We start from the raw sequence: 13,224 nt of genomic DNA on the forward strand, positions 1-13,224 counted from the left end.
CTGGCCCTTCTCGTCTTTCCGGCCTGTCCGGTCTGTCGGGTCTTTCCGGCCTTCCTGGCCCTCCTGGGGTCCTCGTGATCCTCCTAGTCCTCCTGGTCGTGCCGGCGGAGGCGGACCTCCAGGTGACCGTCCACCATCCGGGTGTCGAAGGCGGGCTGCGGCGCGGTGGCCGGCCCGCGGACGTTCCAGCCGTCCGAGAGCCTGAACACGCTGCCGTGCCAGGGGCATTCGACGCACCCGTCGGCGATCGCGCCTTCGGACAGGGGGCCGGCCAGGTGGCTGCACCGGTCGGCGAGCGCGTGGATCTCCCCGTCCGGCTCATGCACCACGACGATCGGGACGTCGTCCACCATGCGCCGTACGGCCCGGCCGACGGGGAAGTCGGCCGCCCCGCCGACGCGGTGCCAGCCCTCGCCCACGAGGTGCGCGACCTCCTCCGCGTGGTTGGCGCCGGAGGCCTGCCGGTAGGCCAGATGGCCGCCCAGCATCCCGCCGACCCCCACCGCCGTCAGCCCCAGGAAGCCGAGGGCGCGCCCCGCCGCCCTGCGTCCCCTGAGCCGGCAGGCGAGGGACGCCGCGTACAGGCCGACGGCGGTCGTGTTGGCCACGGCGTGCACCAGCCCGACGCGCTGCTGCTCGTGGTGCAGTTCCGCCCAGTCGGCCGCGCCGGTCAGGGCGGCGGGCGTGGCCGCCGCCAGTCCGACGCCGACCAGGACGTCCGCGCCGCGGGTGCGGCCGGGCAGCAGATCCAGCACCGCCGCGGACAGCCAGCTGCCGACGGGCACCTGGACCAGCAGCGGGTGCACCGGATGCCCCAGCCACCTGCCGTGCAGCACGTCCCGGCCGCGTCCGAGCGGCAGGGCGCGCACGCGCGCGGCGACCGCGTCTATCACCGCGTCGGCCCGGGAATCCCGTTCGAGGCGGTCCAGCAGCCGCAGGGTCAGGTTCTGTCCTGTCCGGGGGCGAGGAGACGTAGTGCTCATGGGCAGCCGGGTCCCCCTCAGGACCTGCGGCAAACGAACCGGCGGAAGCACCGGCGGACCACCGGCGGACGGAGGGACGGACCACCGGGCGGCCGCCGCGGTCCGGGGCGACCGGGCCCGTCACTCGACACACCCCGGGCGGTCGCCGAGCGGAACGAAGTCGTGACCGGCAGGTGCGTAGCGCCTCTCACGTGGCACTTGCTTCTCATGGAGTTGATGCGAAAGGCGACCCGGCCGGTCCGGCGCATCGCCGGCACGGCCGTGTCGGCGGTACGGCGGGCGTGCGCAGGACCGGGACGTGAGCGGGATCTGTTGGTGCAGGCGAGCAAGGCGGCGCTGGCCGCCTGGCTGGCGTGGGCGGTCGTGGGCTGGTGGCTGGCCGCGCCGATGGCCTTCGTGGCGCCGTGGGTCGCGGTCGTGCTGGTGGAGTCGACGGTGTACCGGTCGGTCGCGCACGGACTGCAGCAACTCGCCGCCATCGCGGTGGGGACGGCGGTGGCGACGGGGACGGCGCTGCTGCTGGACAGCACGATGATCACGATGGCCCTGGTCCTTCCGGCCGTGCTGCTGCTGGGACAGTGGCGGCGCCTGGGAAGCCAGGGCGTCTACGCCGCCACCGGTGCGCTCTTCGTGCTGACCAGTGGTCCGGTGACGGTCGCCGCGTCGGCCGCGCGCATCGCGGAGGCGGTCTTCGGAGCGGTGGTCGGCGTGGCGGTCAACGTGCTCGTCCGGCCTCCCGTGTACCTGCGCGACGCCCGCGCCGCGCTGGAGGACGCGGCGGACGAGGCGCGGGAGATCCTCGACGCGGTGGCCGACGGTCTGGCCGACGGCGAGTGGGACGGTCTGCCGGTCGGGGAATGGCACGAGCGCGCCCTGCGGCTGGGCCGCCTGGTCGACCAGGCCCGGTCGGCGATCGGCTGGAGCCGGGAGAGCATGCGCGCCAACCCGCGGGGGCGTCGCACCCGCCCGCATCTCCCGGGTGACGAGGCGTACTCCGACGCGCTGGGCGTGCTCGACTACGTCGCCCTGCACACGGCGGGCGTGACCCGGACCGTGCGGGAGATCGCGGAGAGCGGAAGGACGGCCCGGCCGGCCCCGGAACTCACCCGGGCGTACGCCGAGTTCCTGGGTGACACCGCGCGGGCCGTCCGGCTGTACGGCCGGACCCTGGCAGCCCCGGGCGTCCCGAACGACCACGACGACGCCGCGGCGGAGGAACTGCACGAGGCGGTCACGAAGCTGCAGCGCACGCTCGACGACTTCCGCCGGGGGCTGCCGGGGGCCGTGCCCGACGACCCGGACGCGCTGGTGACCTACGGAACGCTGCTGGCCCAGGCAAACCGCCTGGCCGATCTGCTCGCCCAGGACTGACACATCCGGAATCTTGGTCGGGGATCCGTGGTCGGGGATCCGTGGTCGGGGATCCGTGGTCGGGGTTCGTGCCCGGGAAGTCGTGGTCGGGAGCCCCGCTTCACAGTCCTGGTTCGGAGCCCTGGCTCGGAGTCGTGTCCGGGGGGAACCCGGGTGCGGCACAGGCGTGCCCCCGCCGACCCGGAGGAGAGCCCGCCGTGTCCCGCTCGGCAGGAGCGGTGCGGGCCAGCTTCGGCACCGTGCGGGTCGGGGTCTTCGGGGTCCTGCGGGTCGGGGTCTTCGGGGTCCTGCGGGTAGGGGTCGTGAGTACGGCGAGGCAGGCCAGGACCAGGGCGATGCCGGCCCAGCCGAGCAGGGGCAGGCGCTCGCCGACCACCAGTACGGCCAGCACGGCCGCGACGGCGGGTTCGAGCAGAGACAGGGTGGTCGCGGTGCTCGCCGGGATGTGCGCGAGGCCCCAGCCGAACAGGACGTAGCCCGCGAACATGGGCACCAGGGCCATGTAGGCGCCGACGGCCGCATTAGACCAGGAGGCGAGCAGCGGGGCGCCGGTAGTCGCCAGCACGGGCAGGAGCAGCAGCCCGCCCAGTCCGAAGACGGCGCCCATGGCCGCACCGGAGGTGACGTCGCGGCTGATCAGGCGGTGCGCCGCCCAGGAATAGAGGGCATAGGCGAATCCGGCCACCAGGCCCAGCAGCACGCCGAGCACGATCGTCCGCGCCGAGTGGACGCCGGCGCCGGGCACCGTCCCGGTCGCTCCGGCAGCCTCGGCCACACACAGCAGCGCTGTTCCGGCCAGGCCCAGCACGGCGCCGGTCGTCCAGCGCCGGGTGAGACGGCGGCCGTCCACCACGCGCTCGATCACGGCCGAGGCGAGCGGTGCCGAGCCGATCGACACCACGGTTCCCACGGCGACCCCGGCCAGGTGCATGGAGGTGTAGAACGCCGACGGGTAGGCCGCCACGGCCAGCGCGCCGAGCACCACCACGCCGCGCTGCGCGCGCAGCGCGGGAGTCTCCCGGGCGATGCGCGGGCCCGCCAAGAGGGCCTGGAGCAGTCCGCCCAGGCCCATGGCCGCGGCCCCGATCGCGAGGGGCCCCACGTCGGGAGCGAAGCTCGCGGCGGTGCCCGTGGTCCCCCAGAGCACCGATGCCACGAGCACGCACAGCGAGCCGGTGCCCGCCGGGCCGGCCGGGCGGCCGACGGGGCGCGTCACAGCCGGTCCAGCAGGTTCGCCGCCATGGTCCGCGCATGCTCCAGACGCGTGCCCGCGCCCTCCAGTCCGGCACGTGCCATCGCACCCTCCAGCAGGAACGAAAGATGCTCGGCCGCCGCGCGGGCCTCCTCCGGCCGGCCGGGCAGCAGCGTCCGCAGGTGGCCGGCGAGCAGAGCCTCGACCTCTTCCTTGTGCCGGCGCACCACGTCCCGGCCCTCGTGCCCGGAGGGCAGTTCGGCAGCCGCGTTCAGCAGGCCGCACCCCCGGAAGCCGTGCTCGTAGGCGAACGCGGCGTGATCGGCGTAGGCGTCGAAGACGGCGAGTACGCCGCTCCGGCCGTCCTCCGCGTCCTGGACCGTCGCCAGCCGCCGCCGGTACAGGTCCAGCCACTCCGCGTGCCGTGCGTCGAGGTAGGCCATCACCAGGTCGGCCTTGGAGGAGAAGTTGTTGTACAGGCTCATCTTGGCCACGCCCGCCTCGGCGGTGATCGTGTCGATGCCGGTCGCGGACACGCCGTCGGCGTAGAAGCGGCGCGCGGCGGCGGCGAGCAGCAAGGTGCGGGCCTTCCCCTGCCGCCTGGCGGGCCGGGAGGCCGCACCGGGAGTGTCGCTCATGGCGCCCCATTCCCTTATCTGGGTAGGTCTGTCTAAGTGGCCTATCTAGGTAGGTCAGTCTACCCAGATAAGCGAAGGAGCGGTTCGCCGATCGCGGGGCCGATCACCGGGGACGAGGCCTCGGACCGCGGCCCGCACGAGGGTCGGTATGCTCGCCGCCATGTCCACGGCAGCCGCGTCCGGCCGCCGCGCCGACGGCCCCGCATGAGCCGTCCGACCACCCCGAGAGCAGCGAGACGAGCACCGTGACCAGCTACGACTACGAGAAGGACGGCGCGGCCATCTACCGCCAGTCCTTCGCGACCATCCGTGCGGAGGCGGACCTCGCGGGCCTCCCCGCCGACGTCGGCCAGGTGGCGGTCCGGATGATCCACGCCTGCGGGATGGTCGATCTCGTCCGCGACCTCGCCTACACGCCCGGCGTGGCGGCCCGCGCCCGCGAGGCCCTGCGGGCCGGCGCGCCCGTCTTCACGGACGTCCGGATGGTGGCCAGCGGGGTGACCCGCAGGCGGCTGCCCGCAGGCAACGAGGTGCTCTGCACGCTGTCCGAACCGGCCGTGCCCGAACTGGCGGCACGGCTCGGCACCACGCGCAGCGCCGCCGCGCTGGAGCTGTGGCGGGACCGGCTGGCGGGTTCGGTCGTCGCCGTCGGCAACGCGCCGACCGCCCTCTTCCGCCTCCTGGAGATGATCGAGGAGGGCGCGCCCCGGCCCGCCGCCGTGATCGGAGTGCCGGTCGGGTTCGTGGGGGCGGCCGAGTCCAAGGAGGCTCTGATCGCCAACTCGTCCGGGCTGGAGTATCTGGCGGTGCGCGGACGCCGGGGCGGCAGCGCGATCGCCGCCGCCGCAGTGAACGCGCTCGCGAGCGAGGAGGAGTGAACGGCGGGACGGCGTGAAACAGGGACGCCGTGAAACAAGGAACGGCGTGAAGCGCGAGACGGGGTGAAGCGCGAGACGGGGTGAAGCGCGAGACGGGGTGAAGCGCGAGACGGGGTGAAGCGCGAGACGGTGAAGCGTCGCCCGGTGAACCGTCAGCGGATGCGGCGGGACGACGGGGCGGCGTAGCCCGCGCAAGGGTGTTTCGCAACGTGTTTCCGCCCGGCCGGGTCCGGCTTCGTCAGCCTTGTTTCGCAACGTGTTTCCGCCCGGCCGGGTCTGGCTTCGTCAGCTTGTTTCGTAACGTGTTTCCGCCCGGCCGGTCCGGCAGCGCCGTTACAGAAACTCCGGCGGAAACCGCTCCGGTCCGGGCGCACGCCGATGCAGGCGGGCTTCGATCCAGCGGGCCGCCTCCTGCGGGTCCGGCGCGACGGGGACGTCCGCGGGCGCCGGCGGTCTGCGCACCACCACCACGGGCAGCCCCGCCTCCCGGGCGGCGGTCAGCTTCGGCGCGGTGGCGGCTCCCCCGCTGTCCTTGGTCACCAGGACGTCGACGCGATGGCGGCGCAACAGCTCGCGCTCCCCGCCGAGGGTGAAGGGGCCCCGGTCGAGCAGCACCTCCATGAGCGGCGGGCACGGCGGCTCGGGCGCTTCGACCGACCGCGCCAGGAACCACAGGCCGTCCAGACCCGCGAAGGCCGCCAGACCCATGCGTCCGGTGGTGAGGAAGACGCGTCGCCCGAGCGTCGGCAGCAGGGCGGCGGCCTCCGCCAGCGAGTTCGCCTCGTGCCAGCGGTCGCCCTCGACGGGGGCCCAGCCGGGGCGGCGCAGCGCGAGCAGCGGGACCCTCGCCGAGGCGGCGGCCTGGGCCGCGTGGAAACCCATCGTCCCTGCGAAGGGGTGGGTGGCGTCGACGACCGCGTCGACCGCGTGCTCGCGCAGCCACGCCGTGAGCCCGTCCATCCCGCCGAACCCGCCCACGCGGACCTCACCCGGCGGCAGCCGCGGGGCGGACACCCGTCCGGCGAGTGAACTGGTCACCTGCAGGTCCGGCGTGCCTCGCAGCAACTCCGCGAGCCGACGGGCCTCCGCGGTCCCGCCGAGTATCAGTACGTGCACGAGAGTCCGGGTCCGATCATGAGCGGCGACGGGTCGAGGGCGGGGGCGAGGGCGGGCAACGACGCATGGCGCGGTACAGAGGGTGCGGCGTGGGGGCGGTTCGAGGGGTGAGGAGGGGGGCTGTTCGAGGGGTGACGCGTGGGCAGTTCGAGCGCGCCCCACTCAAGCACACCGGCCCGCGAAGCGCCGCCCGCGATCCGAGGCCGGAGGCCGGGGTCCGCGGTCCGTCGGCCGGGACTGCGGGTCGCGACGGCCGGGACTCCGGGTCCGGCGACCGTTACCCGGCGTTCACGCCACGTCGCTCTCCGGGGAAACAAGCGATTCCTAACGTGTCCGCTCATGGATTCCCCGCTGTATACGCTTCCCGGAACGGCCCCGGATCCTACTCGGGCAACCGCCCCCGCCGCGGCCCCGGCACATGCGGCGACGTCCGCGCCCTCGCCGCGCGATGCGGTCCACGCCGAGTTGCGGGCGGGTGTCCTCGACGGCCGGTTCGGGCCGCGTGAGCGGCTCACCGGGACCCGGCCGGCCGCACGGGTCGGGGTGCCCCGGACGCCCGTGCGCGAGGCGCCGTCGCGGCTGATGTCCGACGAGCTGATCGAGCGGGGCGAAGGAGGCCACTTCGTCACCGTCCCCGATCCGGCCGGGCTCCGGGACCTGAACGAGGTGCGGGTCACGCTGCTGCTGCGGGGCATCGCCCGCGCCATCGAGTCGCCGCCAGGGTCGCCGTCCGGGTCGCCGTCTCGATCCCATTCCGCGCCCTCCCACGCCGCGCCCTCTTACGCCGCGCCCTCCCGCGCCTCCGGCAACCCCGCTCTCTCCCCCCGGCTGCCGACGACGCCGACCGGGAGCGCCCCACCGCTCACCTCCCCGAAGGGCTGACCATGAGCGCCACTCAGACACCGCAGTCACCGCAGCCGCCACAGTCATCGCAGCCACCGCACTCACCGCAGACGGCCGCCGCGCCGCACCCCCGGGCTCCCGCCAGCCAGGCGACGAAGGAGACCCTGGAGGACTACACCCTCCGCTTCGCGCCCCGCAGTTACCGCCGCTGGACCCCGATGGTCGTGGCGACCACCGCCCTGGGCGGCATCGCGTACATGGCCGACTTCTCCATCGGCGCCGGCATCGGCCTCGCCCACGGCACCGGCAACGCACTCGTCGCGATCGCCGTCGCCGCGGTCGTCATCTTCGTCACCGGATTCCCGCTCGCCTACTACGGCGCCCGCTACAACATCGATCTCGACCTGATCACCCGCGGTTCCGGCTTCGGCTACTACGGCTCGGTGCTGACCAGCGTCATCTTCGCCAGCTTCACCTTCATCTTCTTCGCCCTCGAAGGCTCGATCATGGCCCAGGGCCTGAAACTGGGCCTCGGGCTGCCGCTGTGGCTGGGCTACCTGGCCTCCACGCTGATGGTGATCCCGCTGGTGATCTACGGCATGAAGGCGCTCAGCAAGCTCCAGGTGTGGACGACGCCGGTCTGGCTGCTGCTGATGGTCGCGCCGCTGGTCTACCTCGTCGCCACCGACCCCGGCACGGTCGACCGGTTCCTCGCCTACGCGGGCACGGACGGCGACGGCGGCGTGCACACCGCTCCCGTGCTGCTCGGCGCGGGCGTGTGCCTCTCCCTCATCGCTCAGATCGGCGAACAGATCGACTACCTGCGCTTCATGCCGCCGAGGACCGAGGCGAACAAGCGCACCTGGTGGACGGCCGTGATCATGGCCGGTCCCGGCTGGGTGGTGCTCGGCGCGCTGAAGCAGGCCATCGGCGTCTTCCTCGCCGTGTACATCCTGGCCGAGGTGGGCCCGGCCGCGGCCACCGAGCCGATCCAGCAGTTCCGTGGGGCCTTCGACGCGATGATGCCGTCCTGGCTGGTCGTCCCGCTGGCCGTGGCCCTCGTCGTGATCAGCCAGATCAAGATCAACGTGACGAACGCGTACTCCGGATCGCTGGCGTGGACGAACTCCTTCACCCGCGTCACCCGGCACTATCCCGGGCGCCTGGTCTTCGTCCTGGTCAACCTGGGCTTCGCGCTCGCCCTGATGGAAGCCGACATGTTCAGCTTCCTCAACGACATCCTCGGCTTCTACTCGAACTGCGCGATCGCCTGGGTCGTCACCGTCGCCACGGACATCGGCGTCAACAAGTACCTGCTCAAACTGTCCCCGCACGCCCCCGAGTTCCGCCGGGGCATGCTGTACGCGGTCAACCCGGTGGGCGTCATCGCCTTCCTGGCCGCGTCCGGCCTGTCCATCGCCATGTACTTCCATGCCCTCGGCGACACCCTCCAGCCGTACTCCCCCGTCGCCGCCGCCGTCATCGCGTTCGTCGTCACCCCGCTGATGGCCGTCGTCACCAAGGGCAGGTACTACCTGCGCCGTGCGGACGACGGCATCGCCGAGCCGCTGCTCGACGCGGAGGGCAACCCCAGCGCGACGACGTACGACTGCCACGTCTGCCACCTGCCCTACGAGCGTCCCGACGTCGCCGCCTGCCGGACGCACGACGCGATGGTCTGCTCGCTGTGCCTGAGCACTGACGCGGTGGGCGACCACGTGCTGCCCGCCGGGCCGAAGACCGCCTGAACCGCGTCGGGCGGCGGGACTCGGCCCCGTCGCCCGGCCGGGGGCGCGGCACGCCTGTGGTAGCTTGCCGACGCCGGTCGCCCCCGGGTACGTACCTGCGGGTGCCCGCGGCGGCGCGGCGGGGAGAGCGTCGGACGGACCGGTCGGCCATCGACCACCGGTCATCGACCACCGGTCATCGACCGCCGCCGCCGGCCACGAACTCGCGGCCGGGAACCGCGCGCCCCGGCACGGACCTGGAGGAGCACCCGTGACGAGCCGTGTCACCTTCGTCTCGCCCGCCATGAACGCGTCGCTGCGTCAGGCCCGTTTCGACGACGGAGACTCGATCGACGCGGGTGGGGCGGCGCGAGCCCGAGCAGTGGCCGGCGCGCTGCCCACGGGTGTGCGTGTCGTGACGTCTCCCACCGTGCGCTGCCGGGAGACGGCCGCCGCGCTGGGCCTCGGCGCGGTCGGGGTGACGGGACCGGCTGCGTCCGCAGCGGAAGCGACGGAGCCGGCGGAGCCCGTGAACCCGATGGAGCCTGTGGAGCCCGTGGAACCGGTGGAGTTGGCCGGGCTGGACGTGGGGCGCTGGCGGGGGCTGACCCTCGCCGAGGTGGGCGCCGCCGAGCCGGAGGCGGTGGCACGCTGGCTGGCCGATCCCGGATCCGCGCCGCACGGCGGGGAGTCCGTCGAGGACCTGTGCGCGCGGGTGGCGCGCTGGCTGGAGTCGTCGCGGGCGGAGGGCCGCACCCTCGCCGTGGTCGAGCCGGAGATCGTGCGAGCGGCGGTCGTCCATGTGCTGGGGACGCCCCTGACGGCCTTCTGGCGGCTCGACGTGCCGCCGCTCACGGCCACCTCGATCAGCGGGCGCGGCGGCCGCTGGAACCTGCGGCTCGGACATCCGCCGGACGCGCCCGAGGCTTCCGCCGCAGGATCATGACGCCACGTCATGTCACTGCGCGTCACGGACGAGGGGGGCGGTGGCACCGCCGGTCGTGTCGACGACGGCTCCTGGTCCCGGACGGCGCCCGGAGAACGCGAGAGGGCCCGCGAACGTTCCGCGGGCCCTCTCGCCGTGTCGACTCCGGACAAGTCGTCTGCCGGCCGGGTCAGTTCGGGGCGGCGGCCGTCGCCTTCGTGCCGGCGGGTCTCGTCGCCGGACGGGGATTCAGCAGCCGCTCCGCCAGTTCGCCGAAGACGAGGCCGAAGGCCGCCCACATCGTCACCTGCATGGCGAGCGAGGAGAGGCGGAACCGCCACAGCAGTGTGGCCGGGAAGTCGGCCGGCACCTCGTTGACGGCGGGCAGGAAGCCGTACGCCAGCCCGATCACGAGCACGAAGCCGACGACGGCGGCCACCGTGGCGTTCCATGTGCCGAGCCGCGGCGTGAGCCGCTTGCCGGCGATCACCGCGGCGATCGCGAGGAGCACGCCGAGCACCATCATCAGGAAGTACAGCGTGGTGCGCTTGGCGATGGTGTCGTGGTCGCCGACGGCGGGCGGGTTGGCCGGGTACTTGAGGAACGGCACGACGTACACGGTGAGCAGCGCGGCCCCGGACAGCAGCAGCGCCGTGGCCCGCGGGCCGAAGCGTCCGACGCGGCCCAGGGCGAAACAGTAGGCCAGCGCGGCGATGCCGCCGAAGGCCACCCCGTAGAGCAGGACGCCGGTGGCCAGACCGGCGGTGGACTGCAGGCTGCGGGAGACGAGTTCGACCTCGTGCTCGTGTGCGGGGGCGTGGGACTCCTCGAAGCCGATCGCGCCGTCGACGTTCGGCTCACCGAGGAAGTACGCCACGACCAGGGCGAGCACGCCGGCCCCCAGGCCGGCGAGCATGCCCCGGACGAGCAGGTTTCTTACGGTTGTGGAATTCATGCGGGTGCGGCGCCCCTTGTCAGTGGCAGGGGAAGCCGAGCAGGTGACGGGCGTCGTGCACCCACTCGTGCACGCCCTCGCCGGAGACCACGGACGTGGCGCCCTGCTCGGCGCCGACGAAGTAGAGCAGGACCAGCATCAGGACGCCGAAGAAGACGGCCCAGGGGGCGATGTCCTTCAGCGGCAGCTTGGCGGGTACGACAGGGGTGGTGGCGGTCGGCTGGGCGACATGCTGCGCCATGGCAGGGTCTCCTCTGGGAGTTCGCGTCCCATCTCGGTGGTGCACAGGACGACGGTCCCGGGTCTGACTCGCGACGCGCCCCCCGTTTCCGGGCGACGCATCGATCACAGTGGCGCGACCGTGCCGGATTTCCACCGGCTTCCGTGGCACCGTCGTCGATATCAGAGCGACGGTACCGTGTGTCGCGTCCATGGCCAATACCGCGTCACCTGGCGTGACGCGGCTCTCGGCCGTCGCGTGGCCCGGATCGCCCGTCGCCGACCGGCCTGCGCGGGCGGAGGAAAACCCGGTGCGCGCTCGGCGTTCGCCGTCCGACCGGGGGCGGTCGCGGAAGGGTCCCGTGCTCCCGGCGCGTCGCCGGGATCCACTGGTGGGTCCGGGCGGCCGGTGCCAGAGTCGGGCCATGGCCATAGACGTCGCCGCCCTCCGGGCCCACTTCCCCTCCCTCACGCAAGGGTTCGCCTTCTTCGACGGCCCGGGCGGGACGCAGACCCCCGTGCCGGTCGCCGAGGCGATCGCCCGGACCATGACCGGCCCGCTGTCCAACCGCGGGGCGGTCAGCGCGTCCGAGCGCAACGCCGAGCGGGCCGTCGCCGAGTTCCGGGCCGCCTACGCGGACCTGCTGGGCGTGCCGGCGAGCGGCGTCGTGCACGGGCGCAGCGCCACCCAGCTCACCTACGACTTCTCCCGGCACCTGGCCAAGGACTGGCGGGCGGGCGACGAGATCGTCCTGAGCCGGCTGGACCACGACGCGAACGTGCGGCCGTGGCTCCAGGCGGCGGAACGCGCCGGGGTCGCCGTCCGCTGGATCGGGATCGACGACGCGACCACCGAGCTCGACCTCGACTCCTACGAGCGGGCGCTGTCGCCCCGGACGCGGCTGGTCGCGGTGACGGCCGCCTCGAACGTGCTGGGCACCAGGCCGCCCCTGCGCCGGATCGCCGACCTGGCCCACGAGGTCGGCGCCCTGGTCCACGTGGACGGGGTGCACTACGCCGCGCACCATCTCGTGGACGTGCCGGCGCTGGGGGCCGACCTGTTCGTCTGCTCGCCGTACAAGTTCCTCGGACCGCACTGCGGCGTGCTCGCCGGGTCGCCGGACGTCCTCGAAACCCTCGCGCCGGACAAGCTGCTGCCCTCCACCGATACCGTGCCGGAGCGCTTCGAGTTCGGGACCCTGCCCTACGAGGTCCTGGCGGGCGCCACCGCCGCCGTCGACTTCCTGGCCGCGATGGACCCCGGGGGCGAAGGGGGCGAGGGGGGCGCGGGCGTGCGGGACGCGGCGCGGCCGGGCGTCTCCCGCAGGGAGCGGCTGAGGCGGTCGCTGGGCTCCCTGCACGCCCATGAGAACGCGCTGCGCGCCAGGATGGAGGAGGGACTGCGCGCGCTGGGCGACGCCGTCACCGTCCACTCGAAGGCGGCGGACCGCACCCCCACCGTCCTGATGACCCTGGAGGGCCGGGACGCCCTGGAGGCGCAGGCGCATCTGGCCGCGCGCGGGGTGGTGGCGCCGGCGGGCTCCTTCTACGCCTACGAGGTCTTCGCGGCGCTGAAGCTGCCGGACCCGTCGCTGCGGGTGGGACTCGCGCCCTACAACGACGCCGAGGACGTCGACCGACTGATCGACGCGCTGTCCTCGTTCCTGGCCACGGCCGTCTGAGCCGTTCGGGACGGCACGACGCACGACGTTGTCACGACCCATGACGTTCTCCAGACCCACGACGTTGTCACGACCCACGACGTTCTCCAGACCCACGACGTTGTCACGACCCACGACGTTCTCCAGACCCACGACGTTGTCACGACCCACGATGTTCTCCAGACCCGTGACGTTCTCCAGACCCACGATGTTCTCCAGACTTGCACCGTTCGTTTTCTTGAATGGTTCGTGTTTATGCCGTAGGTTCGACGTCATGACAGCCCCCCGCACTCCGACCACCGCCGAGGAACTGCGCGGTGCGGGCCTGCGGGTGACGGCCGCCCGAGTCGCGCTGCTGGAGACCGTCCGCGGAGGCGATCACCTGGACGTCGAGGCGATCGCCTCCGGCGTCCGCGACCGCGTGGGCCACATCTCCGTGCAGGCCGTGTACGAGGCCCTGCACGCGATGACCTCGGCAGGCCTGGTGCGCCGCCTGGAGCCGCCGGGCAGCCCGGCCCGCTTCGAGGGACGCGTGGGGGACAACCACCATCACCTCGTGTGCCGCTCGTGCGGCGTCGTCGCCGACGTCGACTGCGCGGTCGGTCACGCCCCCTGTCTGACCGCCGTCGACGACCGCGGCTTCGCCATAGACGAGGCCGAGGTCATCTACTGGGGCCTGTGCCCCGACTGTTCGCCCGCCAGCACCTGACCACCCG

The 13,224-nt window shown here is 73.3% G+C and carries 13 protein-coding genes and 1 riboswitch; of the genes, 7 read left to right on the forward strand and 6 right to left on the reverse strand.

Going from position 1 to position 13,224, the window contains the following annotated elements; genetic code table 11:
- Nucleotides 1–83: 83 nt before the first annotated feature.
- A complete protein-coding gene (locus Sri02f_RS11525; RefSeq protein ID WP_109001053.1) occupies nucleotides 84–983 on the reverse strand; it encodes a Rieske (2Fe-2S) protein in 900 nt (299 codons plus the stop codon).
- A gap of 207 nt (nucleotides 984–1,190) precedes the next feature.
- On the opposite strand from Sri02f_RS11525, the gene Sri02f_RS11530 reads away from it, so the two are divergent.
- A complete protein-coding gene (locus tag Sri02f_RS11530; RefSeq protein ID WP_373865087.1) occupies nucleotides 1,191–2,354 on the forward strand; it encodes an aromatic acid exporter family protein in 1,164 nt (387 codons plus the stop codon).
- A gap of 100 nt (nucleotides 2,355–2,454) precedes the next feature.
- Here the strand turns inward: Sri02f_RS11530 and Sri02f_RS11535 are convergent, their stop codons facing one another.
- On the reverse strand, nucleotides 2,455–3,570 hold the full coding sequence (locus Sri02f_RS11535; protein WP_281261889.1) for a DMT family transporter: 1,116 nt from the start codon (nucleotides 3,568–3,570) through the stop codon (nucleotides 2,455–2,457).
- On the reverse strand, nucleotides 3,567–4,184 hold the full coding sequence (locus Sri02f_RS11540; RefSeq protein WP_109001054.1) for a TetR/AcrR family transcriptional regulator: 618 nt from the start codon (nucleotides 4,182–4,184) through the stop codon (nucleotides 3,567–3,569). The genes Sri02f_RS11535 and Sri02f_RS11540 overlap by 4 nt, the downstream gene beginning before the upstream one ends.
- Before the next feature lie 245 nt (nucleotides 4,185–4,429).
- On the opposite strand from Sri02f_RS11540, the gene Sri02f_RS11545 reads away from it, so the two are divergent.
- Complete coding sequence (locus tag Sri02f_RS11545) at nucleotides 4,430–5,062, forward strand: precorrin-8X methylmutase (protein WP_109001055.1); 633 nt, start codon at nucleotides 4,430–4,432, stop codon at nucleotides 5,060–5,062.
- A gap of 333 nt (nucleotides 5,063–5,395) precedes the next feature.
- Here the strand turns inward: Sri02f_RS11545 and Sri02f_RS11550 are convergent, their stop codons facing one another.
- On the reverse strand, nucleotides 5,396–6,178 hold the full coding sequence (locus Sri02f_RS11550; RefSeq protein WP_109001056.1) for a cobalt-precorrin-6A reductase: 783 nt from the start codon (nucleotides 6,176–6,178) through the stop codon (nucleotides 5,396–5,398).
- A gap of 339 nt (nucleotides 6,179–6,517) precedes the next feature.
- On the opposite strand from Sri02f_RS11550, the gene Sri02f_RS43615 reads away from it, so the two are divergent.
- The 3 genes from Sri02f_RS43615 (at nucleotide 6,518) to Sri02f_RS11565 (ending at nucleotide 9,694) form a co-directional block, all read left to right on the forward strand.
- Nucleotides 6,518–7,060, forward strand: coding sequence for a GntR family transcriptional regulator (locus Sri02f_RS43615; protein ID WP_109001057.1), 543 nt, complete (start codon nucleotides 6,518–6,520; stop codon nucleotides 7,058–7,060).
- Between the two features lie 2 nt (nucleotides 7,061–7,062).
- Entirely contained in the window at nucleotides 7,063–8,769 is a 1,707-nt protein-coding gene (locus Sri02f_RS11560) for a purine-cytosine permease family protein (RefSeq protein WP_109001058.1), read from the forward strand.
- A 250-nt stretch (nucleotides 8,770–9,019) separates the two neighbouring features.
- Nucleotides 9,020–9,694 carry a histidine phosphatase family protein gene (locus Sri02f_RS11565; protein ID WP_109001059.1) on the forward strand — a complete coding sequence of 225 codons (675 nt, stop codon included), beginning with the start codon at nucleotides 9,020–9,022 and terminating at the stop codon, nucleotides 9,692–9,694.
- A 169-nt stretch (nucleotides 9,695–9,863) separates the two neighbouring features.
- Here Sri02f_RS11565 and Sri02f_RS11570 read toward each other — a convergent pair whose 3' ends face one another.
- Together Sri02f_RS11570 and Sri02f_RS11575 are read right to left on the reverse strand one after the other, a co-directional pair.
- Nucleotides 9,864–10,628 (reverse strand): CbtA family protein, encoded by a 765-nt coding sequence (locus Sri02f_RS11570; protein ID WP_109001060.1) that lies wholly within the window; start codon nucleotides 10,626–10,628, stop codon nucleotides 9,864–9,866.
- A gap of 19 nt (nucleotides 10,629–10,647) precedes the next feature.
- On the reverse strand, nucleotides 10,648–10,869 hold the full coding sequence (locus Sri02f_RS11575) for a CbtB domain-containing protein (protein ID WP_069770090.1): 222 nt from the start codon (nucleotides 10,867–10,869) through the stop codon (nucleotides 10,648–10,650).
- 62 nt (nucleotides 10,870–10,931) lie between these two features.
- Nucleotides 10,932–11,064: riboswitch (cobalamin riboswitch) on the reverse strand.
- 208 nt (nucleotides 11,065–11,272) lie between these two features.
- On the opposite strand from Sri02f_RS11575, the gene Sri02f_RS11580 reads away from it, so the two are divergent.
- Both Sri02f_RS11580 and Sri02f_RS11585 read left to right on the forward strand, forming a co-directional pair.
- The gene (locus tag Sri02f_RS11580; protein ID WP_109001061.1) at nucleotides 11,273–12,529 is read left to right on the forward strand and encodes a cysteine desulfurase-like protein; all 1,257 of its coding nucleotides are present in this window, start codon (nucleotides 11,273–11,275) and stop codon (nucleotides 12,527–12,529) included.
- A 253-nt stretch (nucleotides 12,530–12,782) separates the two neighbouring features.
- Nucleotides 12,783–13,217, forward strand: coding sequence for a Fur family transcriptional regulator (locus tag Sri02f_RS11585; protein ID WP_109001062.1), 435 nt, complete (start codon nucleotides 12,783–12,785; stop codon nucleotides 13,215–13,217).
- Nucleotides 13,218–13,224 lie beyond the last annotated feature (7 nt).

The sequence above is a fragment of the Streptomyces rishiriensis genome, from assembly GCF_003112535.1.
Classification (GTDB): domain Bacteria; phylum Actinomycetota; class Actinomycetes; order Streptomycetales; family Streptomycetaceae; genus Streptomyces; species Streptomyces rishiriensis.

What these genes read in the sequence shown, in the direction of transcription:
- Sri02f_RS11585 (WP_109001062.1), top strand. Translation starts at nt 12,783, where the DNA reads ATGACAGCCCCCCGCACTCCGACCACCGCCGAGGAACTGCGCGGTGCG.
- Sri02f_RS11525 (WP_109001053.1), bottom strand. Translation starts at nt 983, where the DNA reads ATGAGCACTACGTCTCCTCGCCCCCGGACAGGACAGAACCTGACCCTG.
- Sri02f_RS11540 (WP_109001054.1), bottom strand. Translation starts at nt 4,184, where the DNA reads ATGAGCGACACTCCCGGTGCGGCCTCCCGGCCCGCCAGGCGGCAGGGG.
- Sri02f_RS11575 (WP_069770090.1), bottom strand. Translation starts at nt 10,869, where the DNA reads ATGGCGCAGCATGTCGCCCAGCCGACCGCCACCACCCCTGTCGTACCC.
- Sri02f_RS43615 (WP_109001057.1), top strand. Translation starts at nt 6,518, where the DNA reads ATGGATTCCCCGCTGTATACGCTTCCCGGAACGGCCCCGGATCCTACT.
- Sri02f_RS11570 (WP_109001060.1), bottom strand. Translation starts at nt 10,628, where the DNA reads ATGAATTCCACAACCGTAAGAAACCTGCTCGTCCGGGGCATGCTCGCC.
- Sri02f_RS11560 (WP_109001058.1), top strand. Translation starts at nt 7,063, where the DNA reads ATGAGCGCCACTCAGACACCGCAGTCACCGCAGCCGCCACAGTCATCG.
- Sri02f_RS11580 (WP_109001061.1), top strand. Translation starts at nt 11,273, where the DNA reads ATGGCCATAGACGTCGCCGCCCTCCGGGCCCACTTCCCCTCCCTCACG.
- Sri02f_RS11530 (WP_373865087.1), top strand. Translation starts at nt 1,191, where the DNA reads ATGGAGTTGATGCGAAAGGCGACCCGGCCGGTCCGGCGCATCGCCGGC.